Source organism: Stenotrophomonas sp. STEN030, from assembly GCF_056759995.1.
The window spans coordinates 13,907-31,189 of sequence record NZ_JBRREB010000041.1 but is presented as its reverse complement, the minus strand read 5'-3'; the positions used below and the strand labels follow the sequence as shown (position 1 = coordinate 31,189).

Genomic DNA, 17,283 nt, shown 5'->3' with positions numbered 1-17,283 from the left:
ATGCACAACGAGCACGACACGAATCCTGATGTGAGAACTGTTTGGGCTGATCACATCAATGAAGCCTATTACGACGGCATGGGTTCTGGATTCGGGGCGCGCACCCGCGCCCGCATGAACTGGATGTGTTCGCAGGCTACCGGTACATCCGTGCTGGATGTGGGCTGCAGCCAAGGTATTGCTTCCATCCTGTTGGCTAGGGAGGGGCTGTACGTAACTGGCATCGATATCGATCAGCCAACGATTGACTATGCTTTGCGCGAGCGCGCAAAGGAGATTGAGTCTGTTCAGGAGAGACTGAAGTTTCATTGTGTGGACCTTTCGTCGTTTCCACTGGCTACCTTCGACACCGTGATCATGGGAGAGGTGGTTGAACACCAGACCAGTCCGGTTCGCCTCTTGAAGCGCGCCGCGGAATTTCTAGCCCCGGGTGGCAGATTGATCGTTACGGTGCCCTTTGGTTTGAATCCTTGGCCAGATCATAAGTCGACTATTTTTCCTGGTGATCTTGCTCAGTTTCTGCCAGAAGATTTTGTCGTGCGCGAGCTCGCTGCGACGGATGGTTACATTCGACTGATCGCGGACAAGTCTGCGGGCACGGTTCTGGATCCGAATTGGGATCTGGTGCTCGAAGCAACAAGGGTTGGAGCACTGGATGTCCATCAGAAGTATTACGATGTTTCAGATCAGTTACAGGAACTCCGTAAACAAAAGGTTGCTCTTGAGAGCGCAATCAAAGTGGCGCAGGGTTCGCTAGAAACTGAAGTCCGAGAAAGAAACCGCTTGGAGCTGAAACTAGTTGATGAACAGAAGATGTTCGTCAGCGCTCAGGCGGACTTGAGTGATGCCAAGGCACGACTTGAAGGGATTGGTTCGGATCTCATGATGGCCCGCGCTGCTCACGCCACCGTTGTGTCGGAACTTGATGCTGTCAACGCGGAGTTCGGGCGTGCGCGGAACGAGCACGGGGACGCAGTAAATGGTTTGAGCAACGTCAGGAACGAGCTGCAGAGTTTTCAGCTCCGGCACGACACCACCATCGAAGAACTTGGTTGCACCAAGGTTGAGTTGGATAAATTCCAAGCTGAGCACATTACTGTGCTAGCGCTTCTTGAAGCTGCTGAGACGCAGTTGGCCAACGCCCTTGCCAAGCATGAATATGACGAAACGATGCTTGGGGAGTTGCGGAAAGAGCTCGACGAGACAACTGCGCGCCTTGTGGGCGCTGAGACTGAAGTTGAGGGCTCGCAACAGGAGCTAGCACGGGTCTTTTCGGAACTCCGTGATACCAAGTCCAGCTTGGACGCCGCAACCGCGAGAGTGTCTGTCGGGGCCAAGGAGCTGGAGCGACTTAGGCTGGTGTCCGGGCAGGAAAAGCAGCGAAGCGACGAGTTGGTTCAGCGCCTGGCAAAAGAAAAGATCGGGGTTGAGAAGCAGCTTGGTGGCGTGCGGGCAGAACTATCGGTTGCCCAGTTCAAGCGCACTGGGCATTACCTGCATCTTGAAGCAGAGCGGGCCTATGGTCGTCTCCTGCAGGAACGCATGCGCGAGTTGCATGAGGAGAACTATCGATTCCATAACTCGTTGGCTCTCGCAGTTGGCAGGGCGGTAATGGGATTGCGCACCCTACGGGGTGTTGCCGCTTTCCCGGGAAAAATGCTGCATACATGGCACACGTATAGAAATCGAGATACTTCCATCCCCGCTCTGAAGCTGCCCAAACGTACTCCAGTGGAGCTGCCTTCGCCTCCGGTTTTGAAAGATTCGGCGCAGATTACAAGCCCTGTGGCAGAGAAAAAGAAGGCCGCAAGGGTGGCAGGTGGTGATGCAGCGAGCAAAGAGCTTTCAGCTATGGGTTGGGTTCAGCAGATCGAACCCGGCAAAGTCACCGTGATGAGTGTGATGGATGAATTTTCACGGGCTTGCTTCGCACCGCATGCGAATCTGGTTGAACCTCGCCCGGATAACTGGGAGGCATTGTTGGAGCGTTACCGTCCGCAGTTTCTTTTCGTAGAATCTTCCTGGAAAGGAAACTACGGAACGTGGCAGTATCGCGTCGCGAATTATGCAAATCCACCAGGGAACGAAGTTTCTGAAATGGTGGCCGAGTTCAAGAAGCGTGGCATTCCCACGGTGTTCTGGAACAAGGAGGATCCGGTTCATTTCAAGGACTTCATCGCCAAGGCTGCCAGCTTTGATCATGTATTCACGACCGCAGAAGAAGCGTTGCCGAATTACAGTGAGCGAACTACCGCAAGACTTGGTGTTCTTCAGTTTGCTGCTGAGGATGCGTTGCACAATCCTATTGGGAGCTCTGAGCGAAATAGTAAAGTGTGTTTCGCCGGTAGTTTCTATGCCAATCGCTTCCAGGAGAGGCGTGATGATCAGTTGATGTTGTTGGATGCAGCTCGTGATTATGATTTTGATATATTTGATCGTAACTACAAGCCCAACTCTGCACCGTCCGACTTTTCATTCCCGGAGCGTTTCAGCGCAAATATTCGGGGTAGTCTGCCATATTCAGAAGTCAATAATGCCTATCGTCGATACCGAGTTTTCCTGAACGTCAACTCGGTCGTTGACTCGCCTACCATGTTTTCCAGGCGTGTTTTTGAGTTGCTTGCGTGCGGCACACCTGTAGTGAGTACATGGTCGGAAGGGACCGAGGCGACATTCGGCAATGACTTGATCTGGCACGTTCGTAGCACCGATGAGGCAAAGGAAGCCTTGGCTGTTTTGATGAGCGACGACCGTGAATGGACTAGAAGGAGCCTGCAAGGTATTCGCGAGGTCTTTGCCAAGCATACCTATCGGCATCGGTTCAACCAGATATGTGAGTCACTAGGGGTGCCGCAGCCTCAGGTAGAGAGCTACGCCGATGTTCTGGTGGTCGCCGAGGCCAGGTCGGAGCTCGAGGTTGCTGTGGTGATTGACGCGTTCCAGCGACAGCAGCTGCATGTCGGGAGCAGCAAGCGATTGGTCGTGGTTTGCCGCGGGAATTTTATAGACAAACACAAAATCGAAGCGTCAATGGAGCGAATTCAGCTTGTCAAAAGTGACCTCACGGTTGGCGAAGTGGTTTCCAAAATGTGGGTGGAAGCGTCGCAATGTGTGATCGCGTTGATGTCGGCGCAGGCTGTCTACGGTCGTTTCTATCTGCAGGATCTGATTAATGCGCTTCGATACAGCGGAGCCCAGATGGTAGGAAAGTCGCTTGATGTACGTTTGCAGTACTCGTACGGCGCAACGCTAGAGCCCTTATCCCTGGTCATCGCGGGTGATCGTGTCGCTGCGGATGGCTTGGCCCGCTTGCTGGATGGCAAGGAATCATTCGCATCCAATGATAGATCGGTCTTTGCTGCCGATCAGGCCAATTATTCTCGTGCCCGGTTCATGGACCTGGGTCGTATCCACGATGAAGTTCGCAAAATAGAAATCTGAGTGAAAACCGCTATGTCAGCTAGGAAGATTCGCGTTGGTGTTTTTGGGCATGACCTGAAATTCTGGTATCCGCTGCAAAAGGAGTTGGAGCAGACCGGATTGTTTGAGTTCCGGGATGATATTTGGGCGGGGCACGATCAACATGATGCGATAAAGAGCCAAGCATTGATTGATTGGGCTGATGTCATGGTCGCCGAGTGGGCGATGGAGAACGCTGTTTTTTGCTCTGCCCGCAAGCGCAAGGAGCAACGTCTCATCGTCCGGCTCCACCTTCAGGAGCGCGGATCTACCTACCCCGAGCGTATAGACTATTCTGCGGTCGATGCGCTGGTTTTTGTTGGGCAGCATATTCTCGACGAATGCGTTGAGAAGTTTGATATACCTCGTGATGTGTGTCGCGTGGTAGGTAACTATATAGATGTTGAAAAGTACGCGCTGCCAAAGTTTGGCGGGGCGGATTTCAATCTAGGAATAATCGGCACCGCGCCCAAGCGGAAAAGACTGGACCTTGCAGTCGATACATTGGAGCTTTTGCTCAAGAAGGACCAGCGCTACATGCTTCGGGTCAAAGGTAATAGTCCTGCTGGCATTGATTGGCTTTGGGCCAGGGGGGCTGAGCGCGAGTACTATTGTTCTGTTTATTCGCGTATCAATTCCGGTGAGCTGCGACACAAAGTAGTTTTTGATCCACAGGGAAGCGACGTGGCGCCCTGGTTGAAGATGATTGGTTTTCTGCTGTCGCCCTCGGACTTCGAAAGCTTCCACATGGCGGTAGCAGAAGGAGCTGCTTCCGGAGCGGCGCCTATCGTGTGGAACTGGGAAGGTGCATCGGACATATATCCTGAGTTGCATACGGTAACTAGTGCGATTGAAGCTGCCGAACGGATAGAGTTCCTCAACAAGAGCTCCAGTTCCGCACGGTTGCGCCTGCAGATGCAGGAGGCGATTCGTCATCGCTTCGACAAAGCGGGTGTGGTGAACACGTGGAAAAATCTGCTGTATTCCGCACCATCCGCTGTCCTTGCCGCTCGTTCCTCCAGCCGATCAGTTCTCATTGTCTGGGCTGTTGATGAATGGATGACCTTCCACCGGCGGGAGATGCTTGAGGCGCTTGCACTCCATTTGAAGGAGACGCATGACCTCATTGTTATCGAGCCGGGGAATCATTACGAGACAATCGGCCGTCTTGGCTGGGCTCCTTTGGAAGAGTTGGCGAAGATCGGAAAGGGGCAACTGCTGAAGGTGGGTGAGAACATTTTCAAGACGCGACTGTTTACCGGGGGAATTCCTGCGGGCAGCGGCTTTGCTTCTTTCCAGGGACTTCCGAATCAATTGGACGTTCTGGGTGGACTGATCGCCAAACACTACGGCGCTGATGCTGAGGTGTTGCATTGGGTCTACAAACCAGATCAAGCTGAAAGATTGCCGGTGGGTGCTCGCTATATCTACGAAGTTTACGATGACTATACAATCAACTTCGGCACGGGCGACACCTATCCTGGTGTGGCTAAAGCGGAGAGGTCGGCTGTAGAGCGAGCGGAGCACGTCTTCTTCACTTCGCAACCTTTGCTTGATAGAAAATCAGCCGGCGCCCGCTCGCTGGGTCTGGTCGGGAATGGTGTAGTCACCGAAGTTTTTGAGAGGTATCGGTTGCCGAGAAGGCCACGTATTGGTCGGCCGGTGGCAGGCTACTTGGGAAATCTGGCGACGTTCTTCGATTGGCCACTTATGGTGGAGGTATGTGAGGCCATGCCACACGTCGATTTCGTGTTCCACGGCCAGGTCGAGCTTGCGGCTGGGAGTGCTGCGCATGCCCAATATCAGCGCATGAGAGATATGTCCAACGTAGTGTTCACCGGACGTGTGAATCGAGTGCGGGGGGCGGCGGCAATCAACCAGTATGATGTTTTGCTGATTCCTTTCGTTGTGAATGAAGCGATGCACGCAGTTAACCCGCTGAAACTCTGGGAATACTTTGCAACCGGGCTGCCGGTGATCAGTTCCCCGATGGAGGCAATCACCGAGCCAGCACCACTGCTGTTGGTCGCTCATACGTCTGGGGAATGGGTCGAAAAGATGGAGGCGGTGCTGAAGGAGGATGCTCCTGGGGCTAGAGAGCAACGGATCCAGCGCGCACAGGAGCATTGCTGGAAGCGATTGACGAAGATGCATGCCCAGGTTGTATCGGATTTGTCCGTTTCAGCTGCCTGCTTTTCGCATGAGGTACTGCCGGCTTGACGATGCAGGCTAGGTGATCAATTAAGTCAATGAGATTGGAGGCGGGGGGATGAAATCTCTTTCATCTGATTTACGGGGGTCGTCGGTTGGGACCGGCTATCGCCCCGACATCGATGGACTGCGTGCGGTTGCGGTTCTTAGTGTTGTTCTGTATCACATTAATAAAAGCCTGGTTCCAGGGGGCTTTGTTGGTGTGGACATTTTTTTTGTTATTTCAGGGTTTCTGATCACCGGAAATATCTGGTCTGAGATATCTAGAGGGGATTTTTCTCTCGCGGATTTTTATGTTCGTCGCATCCGACGCATCTATCCCGCGTTTGCGGTGGTAACCGTTGTTACCTTGCTAGCTGGCTGCCTTCTGTTGTTGCCGGACGATCTGGTGCGTTTAGGTCGCTCGGCCTTCTGGTCTGCGGTATCTCTTCCGAATGTCTATTTCTGGAACTATCTGGACACCAGCTACTTTGCAGCTGCTGCTGAACAGGAGCCACTACTGCACATGTGGTCGCTAGGGGTCGAGGAACAGTTCTACTTCATATGGCCGGTCGCTCTTATTGCTCTTGCCGTTGTTGCGAAGCGAAGAAAGTCGTTGATCATCGCGCTGGCACTGGTTGTCAGTGCGGCTTCATTTGCCTATGCGGAGACATTCCTTTCCACTGCGCCGAAGTTTACTTACTACATGCTTCCGGCGCGCGCAGGAGAGTTGTTGGTTGGTGCGTCGGCCGCGTTGCTGATGCAGGGCCGACGGACGCCGGATGGTTCATTGAGTCGTTGGGTAACAGAGATTTGCTCGCTCGGCGGTATTGGGCTTATCGGCTACTCCTTGTTCTTTCTGAACGATTCCTCGGATTTTCCTGGTGTCAATTCCATCTGGCCCTGTTTGGGATCTGTGCTGGTGATTGTGGCTGGTCAGCGAGGTGCAACGTTATCCAGAGTAGTTTTGTCTGTCCGTCCGGTCGTACTTGTTGGACTCATCTCGTACTCGCTCTATCTTTGGCATTGGCCGGTTCTGGCTTTCTACAGGTATTTCTATGGAGAGATCGGGCTTGTAGCTGGATGTGTATCTGTAGTGTTTATGTTATTGGCTGCGTGGTTGAGTTACAAATATGTGGAGGCGCCTTTCAGGTCATGGCGCCCAGCAAAATGGGTTACGGTGGTTTTTGTCTGGCTGGTTCCGCTTGCTGCGATTGTAGCCATTGCCCTTGCACTGATTTCCACCAATGGGCTGAAGAGGTTTGTTGAGAGCTCGGATGGATACAAGGCGCGCGTTGCTGGAATGGCGAGCGCGGTCGCCCCTGCATACAAGTACGACTATGTTTGCCAGCTGTCTGTTAGCGAGCCTGGAATAATGAGTGATCCCCGATGCGTCATTGGTGCCAAGAGTAAGCTCGAGCCCGACGTGCTGCTGTGGGGGGACTCGAAAGCAGCTCAGTATGTCGGGTTCTATGATGACCTGGGTAAGTCTAGTGGAATCTCAATCCGGAACGCAGAGCATTCATCATGCCCTCCCGTTTTTGCAGATGATTTTGGGGGTAGTGCTAACGTCAGTCGGCCCAGCTGCAATAGTTTCTGGCGGGTTGTTAAGTCGGGAGTCGAGTCAAAGCGCTATCGTGTTGTGATTATATCTGGCAACTGGAAGGCCTACGAAAAGCTTGATGGATTCCGGGAAGCGCTGGATACGACGCTCCAGTCAATCTGGTCGACTGGAGCGAAGGTGGTGTTTGTAAGCGATGTGCCTCGCTACAAAGGATATAATCGCGAGTGTTTGCAGCGTAGCGTGCGATTGCCATGGAGGCTTGACTGTGCAGCCGGCGAGGAGGGGCTCAGCAGCGAATTGAGCCAAATGGAGCTACACTTGGCAAGTATCGCTGAACAGAATCCATCGGGTGCTTCTTTCATGGATATCAAGGGGTTGTTGTGCACGCAGTCGGGATGCCATGCTTGGCATAAAGGCGTGCCGCTCTACTTCGATGAAGGGCATTTAAGCCTTGAGGGTGGTAGATTGCTGGGGCAAGAGTTGCTCAGTGCCGAGCGCCGTCAAGAATGGATTTATCCGCTGCAAAATTGAAATTGAAGTAGCTATTTATTCCCGTTCTATTTATATCAAAGGATTTTTATGAAGAAGGTTGTTCTTGGGCTGGTATTGGTTGGCGTCGCAGCCGTTTCTGGCTGCGATATGGTTGCTCCTCCTGCCGAGAATGCTGCTGTTCCGCAGCCAGCTGCTGCGCAAGCCAGCAAAGACGCGGTCGCTTTCGTTCCGAAACTGATTGAATCGCCGGTTGTCGGCGTTTATACGCCTAGCTTTGAGTATTCACTCCGCAATCGTGGAGATGCGAATGCTGAGAATGGTGGGAAGAATTTCATTGCTCTCGAGTTCTGGGGTGTTTCGGTTGAAAATGCGCACCAAGACGTCAAGGCGAAAATGATTGCGTCGGGTTTTAAATTGGTGAGCGAGGATTCAGCTAACGGTGCATGGGTAAATCACTACGCAAATGACAAGTTCGCGGACGTTCTCGTGAACGTTGCACCTATGGGTGCACGCAGCAAGACTACTCCGGAAGGCGTTGGTACTGTTTATTTCGAGTGGAAGAACTGATTTAGGTTAGTGCCGGAGCTTCGTTTTTTGAGGTATATGTATGAACTGGAAAAAGAAAATCGAAGCTCCGGATCGTTCGATTGACTCGCTACGCTGTGGTATTCGTGATGTGCGTCTGGCTTATATTTCCGACTATGAGTTGGGTTTGATCAATGGCCAGAAGTCGTTTCCCGAGCACCTATTGCGACTGGCTGATGCATGGATTGCTGCGGGCAACGCAGAGCAAGGAGCTCTCCTGCTTGAGTCGGGAGAAATCGTGTTCCGAAACAAGGGCAGTGTGGTTCTTACAGTCCCTGGCGACTGGTCAACGGCAGCAGGGGAGAATAATTTTGGCTGGCAACTTCATTCGCTTGATTTCTTGAAACATCTTGTACGTTTGCACGCCGAGTCAGGTAATTTGCAGGCGCTGGATCTTGTCGAGAAGTTTGTTTGCGATTGGGCAGATCAGAATTTGGTCGATCCTCCAGCTTCCCCTATGAGCTGGAACGATCACTCCACGGCGATTCGTCTGGGGGTTCTCAGTCAGATTTATATTTATTTGGTTCGGAATTCGATTGGATCTCTTTCATTGTTGAGATTGTTGTTGTTGCTTTCTGTCAGACATCAACTCGTTCTGGGTGAAGATTCGTTCTATTCGAAAGGTACCAATCACGGCTTGGATCAGGCGTTTCAGCTGTATCTTTCCGCTTTGACGTTCCCGAAGTTTGACGCCGTAGGAGATTTGGAAGGCCTTGCTCTTGAACGCTTGCGCTTCGAAGTCGCAGGCTCTTTCTCCAAAGAAAGTGTTCATATCGAGAATAGCCCCGCATATCATCCTGTTATCTTGTCCAGTGTTCTTCAGGTTAATTCCGCGATTCGCGCGTTGGGTGGGAATCCGCCTATCGCGGATCTGAATGGTTTTATTCCACCCGCGCTTAAGTTTCTGGCATACATATTGCGACCAGATGGATGCCTGCCCGCTATCGGGGACAGTGAGATCGCGCCGGTGCGTAATAATTTGACATGGCTTTTAGGATTCGAAGGCTGGCCGGAACTTCTCCATGCTATGAGTTGCGGCGAAGAAGGGGTGGATTTTGCGGCATGGCACGCAGTTTTCCCGCATTCCGGTTACATGGTTTTCAGGGGGAATCCTGCGAAATTTTCTCCGCGCGAACGTCCACATATTGTGTTCAAGTGCGGTTTTTTGAGTCGCTATCACCGACAGGACGATGACACTTCCTTTGTACTGAATGCGCTTGGTGAAGACTGGTTGGTTGATGGCGGGCTCTATATTCATGATCATGGAGTGCCGGAGCGGGAGTACATGCGCTCAGCCCCAGCCCATAACCTACTGATGCCTGTAGGTGTTTCCGCGTTGCGCAAGCCGGCGAACGGGGGGATTTCTTCGTTGGTGGATAGTTGCCTGGAAGACGAGAATGCTTACGTGATTGGGCGGACCAGGATGTTTCCTGGTTTCGAAGTCGAACGGAAGTTGTCTTACGCTGGAGATTTGCGACTTGAGGTTTTCGACAGTTGCATAGCGGAATCGCCTGATCAAGGTTCCTATCTTCAGTTCTGGCATATTCCTTCAGTTCACGATGTCGATGTAACGGAAAGCGGCTTCACGGTTCTGTCAAAAACGGGCAACAGCATGCGTGCCAGCTTCAGTGGCGATTGCATGGTCCGGGTTTCACTGGCATCCGCAGCGGATGGCGCAATGGGGATATGGTCCCCTACTTATGGAAAGCTCGAACCCGTTACAGTGGTATGTGTGGAGTTGTCTGGGGCAGGCAAGGTGGTCATTGGTGCTTCGCTTGAGATAATTAAGGCTTGATGGTCGGGGTTTCAAATCCACATCATTCGAGAGATCTTGTTGTTGATGTACTGTCGTGAAACGCGTGGGAATTGGCCGCCATCTAGTTGAAATGACCGGTTTGGTCTGGCTGTTTTTGATTCGGCAAGGACCTCGCCAAAGGAAAAGCCCGGGGCAGAAGCGCCGGGCTTTCCATTTCTCCAGTTTCTTGTTGGGCTCTGCCTGCAGAAAGCTATAGGCGTTGCGTCACCAATATGCTCGAAATCAGATCGGATGCATTTCCATCGCCATAAGGGTTGTGTGCGTGCGCCATGAGCGTGTATGCGTCGGAGTCGTCCAGAAGACGACTGATCTGTTCTACGATATTGTCTGAGCTTGTGCCAACCAATTTGACCGTTCCAGCATCAACTGCCTCAGGTCGTTCCGTAGTATCGCGCATGACCAGAACCGGTTTGCCCAGTGATGGAGCTTCTTCCTGGATGCCGCCGGAGTCCGTAAGAATGATATGCGAGCGGCTCATCAGATAGACAAAAGGCAGATAGTCCTGCGGGTCGATGAGATGAACTGCAGTTTGGTCCCCCAGAATCCGCTTCACGGGTTCCTGTACATTCGGATTGAGATGCACCGGGTATACGACCTGGGTGTCGCCGCGTGCTGCGATGTTCTTCAGTGCATGGCAGATCTGCTCGAAACCGTCGCCGAAATTTTCCCGACGGTGGCCGGTTACCAGGACCAGGCGCTTGGACGCATCCAGGAACGGGAAGCGCGCAGCCAACTCTGCTTCAAGTTCAGGATTGGTCTTGATCCTGTCGACGACAGCAAGAAGCGCATCGATTACCGTGTTGCCGGTAACGTGGATGGTGTCAGGATTGACGTTTTCGACGCGGAGGTTGTCAGCAGATTTCTGTGTTGGCGCGAAATGCAGATTGGCTAGCACGCCGGTCAGCTTGCGGTTGGCTTCTTCCGGCCATGGCGAGTAGAGATTACCCGTGCGCAGCCCAGCTTCCACATGCCCAATCGCTGTGCGCTGGTAGAACGCGGCCAGTGACGTGGCGAAGGTTGTGGTGGTATCGCCGTGTACGAGAACGATGTCCGGCTTGTGCTTGGCAATCACTTCCTCCATGCCTTGCACGATTCGCGAGGTCAGGCCCGATAGGGTCTGGCCGGGTTGCATGACGTTGAGATCCTCGTCGGGAGTGATCTCGAACAGCTCCAGTACCTGATCCAGCATCTGGCGATGTTGCGCGGTAACGGCAACGATGGTTTCCAGTTCAGGGCGCTGCTTCAGCGCGGTTACCAAAGGGGCCATTTTGATGGCTTCCGGGCGGGTGCCGAAAACCACCATTACCTTTTTGCGAAGCGTCATGTTGCTGTGAACTCCTTGTTTGCGCTTGACCAGTCAGGACTGAATGAGCGACTGGCGGGCTGTAGCACGCTGTTTGTGGCTTCAGCATTCTACTCTGCCTGCCTTTTTGTTTTCCCGACCAGTCGTGGGTATGGTTGAGAATAAAAAACGGCCTCGTAAGAGGCCGTTTAGCTGCTGTATGTAGCGGTGCGTGGCTTATTACAGCGCCGCTTCCAATTCAGGTAGCAAGGTGAACAGGTCGCCCACCAGGCCAATATCGGCAATCTCGAAGATCGGCGCATCGCCGTCCTTGTTGATGGCGACGATGGTGCCGGCGTCCTTGATGCCAGTCAGGTGCTGGATGGCGCCTGAGATGCCCACGGCGATATACAGCTCCGGGGCGATGATCTTGCCGGTCTGGCCGACCTGCATGTCGCTGGGTACATAGCCTGCGTCCACTGCGGCGCGCGAGGCGCCGACGCCGGCACCGAGCTTGTCGGCCAGCGCATAGATCACCTTGAAGTTCTCTTCCGAGCCAACACCGCGGCCGCCGGAGACAACGCGCTTGGCGCTCTGCAGGTCCGGACGGTCGCTCTTGCCGGCAGCCAGGCCGATGAAACGGGTGTGGCCCGGCAGCGCGGCATCAACGCTGATCGCTTCGACCGGCGCGTTGTTGCCCTTGGCAGCTTCCTGCCAGGACGCGGCGCGCACGGTCGCCACGACCACCTGATCGGCCGGGGCTTCGACGGTGATGATGGCGTTGCCGGCGTAGATCGGACGCTTGAAGGTATGGGAACCTTCCACCGACATCAGGTCCGAGACCTGGTTGACGCCAAGCAGGGCGGCCACGGCCGGCATTACATCCTTGCCAGTGGTGGTCGACGGGCCGAACACATGGCTGTAGCCGGCAGCGGCCTTGGCGATCTGCGGCGCTTGTACCTGTGCCAGCGTGTGTTCATTGGCCGGATTGGCAATGGTCAGAACCTTGCTGACGCCGGCAATCTGCGCGGCTTCGGCGGCGATGGCGGTCGGGTCGGCGGCCAGCACCAGTACATCGATGTCGCCGCCCACGGCGGTAGCTGCCGACACGGTCTTGGCGACGGCGCTGTTGAGCTTGCCGTCCAGGTGTTCGGCGATGACGAGAATCTTGGCCATTACAACAACCCCTTCTGCTTGAGTGCGGCTACCAGTTCGGCAGCATCCTTCACCATCACACCCTTGCTGCGCTTGGACGGCGCGGCGTACTGGGTGGTCTTGAACGTATCTGCGGCCTCGACGCCGAGGTCGGCCAGCTGCAGGGTTTCCAGCGGCTTGGCCTTGGCCTTCATGATGTCCGGAAGCTTGATGAAGCGCGGCTCGTTCAGGCGCAGGTCGGTGGTGATTACCGCCGGCAGGTCGACTTCCAGCGTTTCCAGGCCGGCGTCGACTTCACGGGTGACCGTGGCCTTGCCGTCGGCGATCTCGACCTTGGAGGCGAAGGTGGCCTGCGGGCGCGCCCATAGCGTGGCCAGCATCTGCCCGGTCTGGTTGGCATCGTCGTCGATAGCCTGCTTGCCGAGGATGACCAGGTCCGGCTGTTCTTTTTCCACCAGCTTGAGCAGGGTGCGTGCGGCGGTCAGCGGTTGGATGGCCTGGTCGGTGACCACGTGGATGGCGCGGTTGGCGCCCATGGCCAGGCCGTTGCGCAGATGTGCCTGGGCGTCGGCCGGGGCGATGGTGGCCACGATCACTTCCGTGGCGATGCCCTTGTCGCGCAGGCGCAGGGCTTCTTCCAGGGCGATTTCATCGAACGGGTTCGGCGAGAGCTTGACGCCATCGGTGACCACGCCGGAACCATCCGGCTTGACTTGAATGCGGACGTTGTAGTCCACCACGCGCTTGTACGCGACGAGGATCTTCATGTGCTGCGGGGTCCTTCGGTTGCTGATGGGGGCCGGCGAGGGCCGGGGACAAATTTTCTCGATTCTAGCCGGGTTGGTAGGTCCGTGCGAACGCGTATGGTGGGTGACGGGTCTAATTTAAATGTCCGGACAAATTGTGCGTTATTGGCTTCCGTTGTCAACGGTGCAGGTCTGGCAACAGGGTGCGTTATATCCTTGTTCGGATTGTTTGCCCCCAGCAGACGTACACAATGGGAGACTCATCGCGTGAACACATGGCTTGTGACCGGCGGCGCCGGCTTTATCGGCGGCAATTTTGTCTTGGAAGCGGTAGCAAAGGGTATCCGCATCATCAATCTGGATGCGTTGACCTATGCCGGCAATCTGAAGACGCTGGACAGCCTGGAAGGCAACCCGAATCACCTGTTCGTGCATGGCGATATTGGTGACCGTGGGCTGGTGGCAAGCCTGTTGGCCGAGCACCGCCCTGATGCAGTCCTGAACTTCGCCGCGGAGAGCCATGTGGATCGCTCGATCGACGGCCCGGGTGCGTTCATCCAGACCAATGTGGTTGGAACGCTTGGCTTGCTCGAGGCGGTCCGTGACTACTGGAAGGCACTGCCGGCCGAAAAGGCAGATGCATTCCGCTTGCTGCATGTGTCCACCGATGAGGTTTACGGTACGCTCGGCGAGACCGGCAAATTCACCGAGACCACGCCGTATGCGCCGAACTCCCCGTACTCGGCCTCCAAGGCGGCCTCCGATCATCTGGTGCGTGCTTTCCACCACACCTATGGTCTGCCGGTACTGACCACCAATTGCTCGAACAACTACGGCCCCTATCACTTCCCGGAGAAGCTCATTCCGCTGGTCATCGCCAAGGCGCTGGCCGGGGAGTCGTTGCCGGTTTATGGCGATGGCAAGCAGGTGCGTGATTGGTTGTTTGTTGCTGATCATTGCGAAGCGATCCGCACCGTATTAGCCAAGGGCAGGGTTGGCCAGACCTATAACGTCGGCGGCAATTCCGAGAAGCAGAACATTGAAGTGGTGCAGGCGATCTGCGCGTTGCTGGATGCGCGCCGCCCGCGTGCGGATGGCAGGTCGCGTACAGAGCAGATCACCTATGTCACCGATCGCCCCGGCCATGATCGGCGTTATGCAATCGATGCGTCCAAGCTGAAGGATGAACTGGGCTGGGAGCCGAAGCACAGCTTCGAGCAGGGCATCGGCTTCACCGTGGACTGGTACCTGGATAACCAGCAATGGGTGAATGGCGTGCTGGACGGCAGCTACCGCCTGCAGCGCATCGGCACCGACGCCTGATATCGACGAGCAAGCGTCCGCACGTATGTGCGGGCCAACAAGGGAACAACCATGACGCAACGTAAAGGCATCATTCTGGCTGGCGGCTCTGGTACGCGGCTCTATCCGATCACCCAGGGCGTCAGCAAGCAGTTGCTGCCGGTCTACGACAAGCCAATGATCTACTACTCGCTCAGCGTGTTGATGCTGGCCGGTATCCGTGAGGTGTTGATCATCAACACGCCACACGAACAAATACTGTTCCAGCAATTGCTGGGCGATGGTTCGCAGTGGGGAATGGACATCCAGTACGCGGTGCAGCCGAGCCCTGATGGCCTGGCGCAGGCGTACCTGATCGGCCGTGATTTCGTCGGCGGCAAGCCCAGTTGTCTGGTGCTTGGTGACAATATTTTCCATGGCACAGGTCTGAGCGAGGTGCTCAGGCGCGCGGATGCACGCGATACCGGGGCGACGGTGTTCGGCTATTGGGTGAACGATCCGGAACGTTACGGTGTGGCCGAGTTCAACAAGGACGGCAAAGTCATTGGTCTGGTGGAAAAGCCAATCGAGCCGCGTTCCAACTATGCGGTGACCGGCCTGTATTTCTATGATGGCAACGCCAGTGACTATGCTGCCGAGCTGAGGCCATCACCGCGCGGTGAGCTGGAGATCACCGATCTCAACAAACGCTATCTGGATGAGGGTGCGTTGCAGCTGGAGCCGCTTGGTCGTGGCTACGCGTGGCTGGATACCGGTACACACAAGTCACTGCTGGAAGCCTCGAACTTCATCGAGACCATCCAGACCCGACAGGGCCTGCAGGTCTGTTGCCCAGAGGAAATTGCGTTTGGCCAGGGTTGGATTACCGCTGAGCAGCTTCTGGCATTGGCCGCGCCCCTGTCCAAGAATGGCTACGGCCAGTATCTGCAGAAGCTGGTCCAACGAGGAATTGTTCCGTGAAAGTAATTCAAACCGCCATGCCCGGCTGTGTAGTGATCGAGCCGGTGGTGTTTGGCGATGAGCGTGGCTTTTTCTTTGAAACCTGGAATGCCGAACGTTTCAAGGCGCTTGGTCTGCCTGACAGGTTCGTGCAGAGCAATGTGTCTGCTTCAAGCAAGGGCGTGCTGCGCGGGTTGCACTATCAGTGGCCGCGTCCGCAGGGCAAGCTGGTCAGTGTGCTGGAAGGCGAGGTGTATGACGTGGCGGTGGATATCCGCCGTGGTTCGCCGACCTTCGGTAAGTGGGAGGCTGTCATTCTCAGTGCTGAAAACAAACGTCAGTTCTGGATTCCGGAAGGCTTCGCGCATGGCTTTGCGGTGCTGTCCGAACGTGCGGTGTTCAGCTATCTGTGTACCGAGGTCTATCTGAAAGAGTTCGACGCTGGGGTTTGTTGGAACGATGCCGACATCGGCGTGGATTGGCCGATCAGCGGCCCGACCTTGTCCGCCAAGGATGAGCGCGCGCCGTTCCTGAAGGACATTGCGGAAGACCGCCTGCCGGTTTACCTGCCGTGAGCTTGCTGGTTCTTGGCGGGACCGGGCAGCTTGGGCGGGAGTTGTTGCGCGCGCTGGCTCCACTCGGTCCGATTGTGGCCGCCACGCGCAGCGGCCAACTGGCCGACGGCAGTTTTTGCGAGGTCGCGGATTTCGATGCGCCCGATAGTCTGCCGGCGTTGTTGGATCGGCTGCAGCCTTCGGTGGTGATCAATGCGGCGGCCTACACAGCGGTGGACAAAGCCGAGCAGGAACCGGAGGCCGCGTTCCGGACCAATGCGCATGCGCCTGGAATCATCGCTCGATGGTGTGCGGCCAATGGTGTGCCGATGGTGCATTACTCCACTGATTACGTGTTCAACGGTCAGGGCAAAGCGCCATATGCCGAGGAGGATGCAACCGCACCGTTGGGCGTCTATGGCGCCAGCAAGCGCGATGGCGAAGATGCGGTGCGCGCCGCAGGTGGTCGCCATCTGATCTTCCGCACCGCCTGGGTGTATGCATCGCACGGCAGCAACTTCCTGCGCACCATGCTGCGCGTGGGTGCCGAGCGTGACGAACTGCGGGTGGTGGCAGACCAGATGGGCACGCCAACCTCGGCGGCGCTGATCGCTGATGTCACCGCACTGGCCCTGCAGCATCCAGGTCAGTTGTCCGGGACCTGGCATCTGACCGCATCCGGGCAGACCAGCTGGCATGGTTTCGCCGAAGCGATCTTCGCTGAGGCGCTGGCGATGGGGGTGCTGGCAAGGGTGCCAGCCGTGCAGGCGATCATGAGTGCGGAGTATCCGACACCGGCGAAGCGACCGGCCTGGTCGGTACTGGATAACCACAAAGTGCAGCGGGACTTCGGCATCAATCTGCCCGCCTGGCAGCAGGGCTTGCGGCAGGTAATGGGCGAGATCGCAAAAGCGTGATGCGCGGTTTCGGGTCTGGCGGTGCGCTGCTGATGCAGTGCTGGCAAGACAACCCCCGGGTTCTCTCGCAATTCTGTTCAGTCAAGCATTTGAATCACCCCGAAACCGATGCCAGAGCTCTGGCATCGGCTTTTTGTGGGAGCGGCGTCAGCCGCGAAGCTCGCTGATCATCAGATGACACTATTGCCAGAGGTTCAAGCAACGCCAGCTTCGCGGCTGACGCCGCTCCCACAGATAAGTACCAAGCTCGTGCACCGCCCGTTTGGCACGGGGTTATGTTTG

12 protein-coding genes are annotated in these 17,283 nt (G+C 55.6%); 9 read left to right on the top strand and 3 right to left on the bottom strand.

Annotated elements, in window-relative coordinates; genetic code table 11:
- The 5 genes from ACVOLR_RS14480 to ACVOLR_RS14460 are packed head-to-tail and all read left to right on the top strand — an operon-like array spanning window position 1 to window position 10,085.
- Window positions 1-3,441 (top strand): glycosyltransferase family protein, encoded by a 3,441-nt coding sequence (locus tag ACVOLR_RS14480; protein ID WP_481537047.1) that lies wholly within the window; start codon window positions 1-3, stop codon window positions 3,439-3,441.
- Window positions 3,442-5,679: a glycosyltransferase gene (locus tag ACVOLR_RS14475; protein ID WP_481537046.1), complete on the top strand. Its 2,238-nt coding sequence runs from the start codon at window positions 3,442-3,444 to the stop codon at window positions 5,677-5,679.
- 49 nt (window positions 5,680-5,728) lie between these two features.
- Window positions 5,729-7,744 (top strand): acyltransferase family protein, encoded by a 2,016-nt coding sequence (locus ACVOLR_RS14470; RefSeq protein WP_481537045.1) that lies wholly within the window; start codon window positions 5,729-5,731, stop codon window positions 7,742-7,744.
- 48 nt (window positions 7,745-7,792) lie between these two features.
- A complete protein-coding gene (locus ACVOLR_RS14465; protein WP_481537044.1) occupies window positions 7,793-8,272 on the top strand; it encodes a hypothetical protein in 480 nt (159 codons plus the stop codon).
- A gap of 40 nt (window positions 8,273-8,312) precedes the next feature.
- Window positions 8,313-10,085, top strand: coding sequence for a heparinase II/III domain-containing protein (locus tag ACVOLR_RS14460; RefSeq protein ID WP_481537043.1), 1,773 nt, complete (start codon window positions 8,313-8,315; stop codon window positions 10,083-10,085).
- A 211-nt stretch (window positions 10,086-10,296) separates the two neighbouring features.
- Here ACVOLR_RS14460 and wecB read toward each other — a convergent pair whose 3' ends face one another.
- The 3 genes from wecB to ACVOLR_RS14445 all read right to left on the bottom strand — a co-directional run bounded on the left by wecB (window position 10,297) and on the right by ACVOLR_RS14445 (window position 13,310).
- A complete protein-coding gene (wecB, locus tag ACVOLR_RS14455) occupies window positions 10,297-11,430 on the bottom strand; it encodes a non-hydrolyzing UDP-N-acetylglucosamine 2-epimerase (RefSeq protein WP_481537042.1) in 1,134 nt (377 codons plus the stop codon).
- Window positions 11,431-11,628: 198 nt separating this feature from the next.
- Window positions 11,629-12,564 (bottom strand): electron transfer flavoprotein subunit alpha/FixB family protein, encoded by a 936-nt coding sequence (locus ACVOLR_RS14450; protein ID WP_481537041.1) that lies wholly within the window; start codon window positions 12,562-12,564, stop codon window positions 11,629-11,631.
- Window positions 12,564-13,310: an electron transfer flavoprotein subunit beta/FixA family protein gene (locus ACVOLR_RS14445; protein WP_481513749.1), complete on the bottom strand. Its 747-nt coding sequence runs from the start codon at window positions 13,308-13,310 to the stop codon at window positions 12,564-12,566. Before ACVOLR_RS14445 ends, ACVOLR_RS14450 begins: the two co-directional genes overlap by 1 nt.
- Window positions 13,311-13,556: 246 nt before the next feature.
- Here ACVOLR_RS14445 and rfbB point away from each other — a divergent pair, with 246 nt between their 5' ends.
- The 4 genes from rfbB to rfbD are packed head-to-tail and all read left to right on the top strand — an operon-like array spanning window position 13,557 to window position 17,001.
- Complete coding sequence (gene rfbB / locus ACVOLR_RS14440) at window positions 13,557-14,612, top strand: dTDP-glucose 4,6-dehydratase (protein WP_481537040.1); 1,056 nt, start codon at window positions 13,557-13,559, stop codon at window positions 14,610-14,612.
- Between the two features lie 51 nt (window positions 14,613-14,663).
- Window positions 14,664-15,551, top strand: coding sequence for a glucose-1-phosphate thymidylyltransferase RfbA (gene rfbA, locus ACVOLR_RS14435; protein WP_481537039.1), 888 nt, complete (start codon window positions 14,664-14,666; stop codon window positions 15,549-15,551).
- A complete protein-coding gene (rfbC, locus tag ACVOLR_RS14430; protein ID WP_481537038.1) occupies window positions 15,548-16,105 on the top strand; it encodes a dTDP-4-dehydrorhamnose 3,5-epimerase in 558 nt (185 codons plus the stop codon). The genes rfbA and rfbC overlap by 4 nt, the downstream gene beginning before the upstream one ends.
- Entirely contained in the window at window positions 16,102-17,001 is a 900-nt protein-coding gene (gene rfbD / locus ACVOLR_RS14425; RefSeq protein ID WP_481537037.1) for a dTDP-4-dehydrorhamnose reductase, read from the top strand. The genes rfbC and rfbD overlap by 4 nt, the downstream gene beginning before the upstream one ends.
- Window positions 17,002-17,283: the final 282 nt, after the last annotated feature.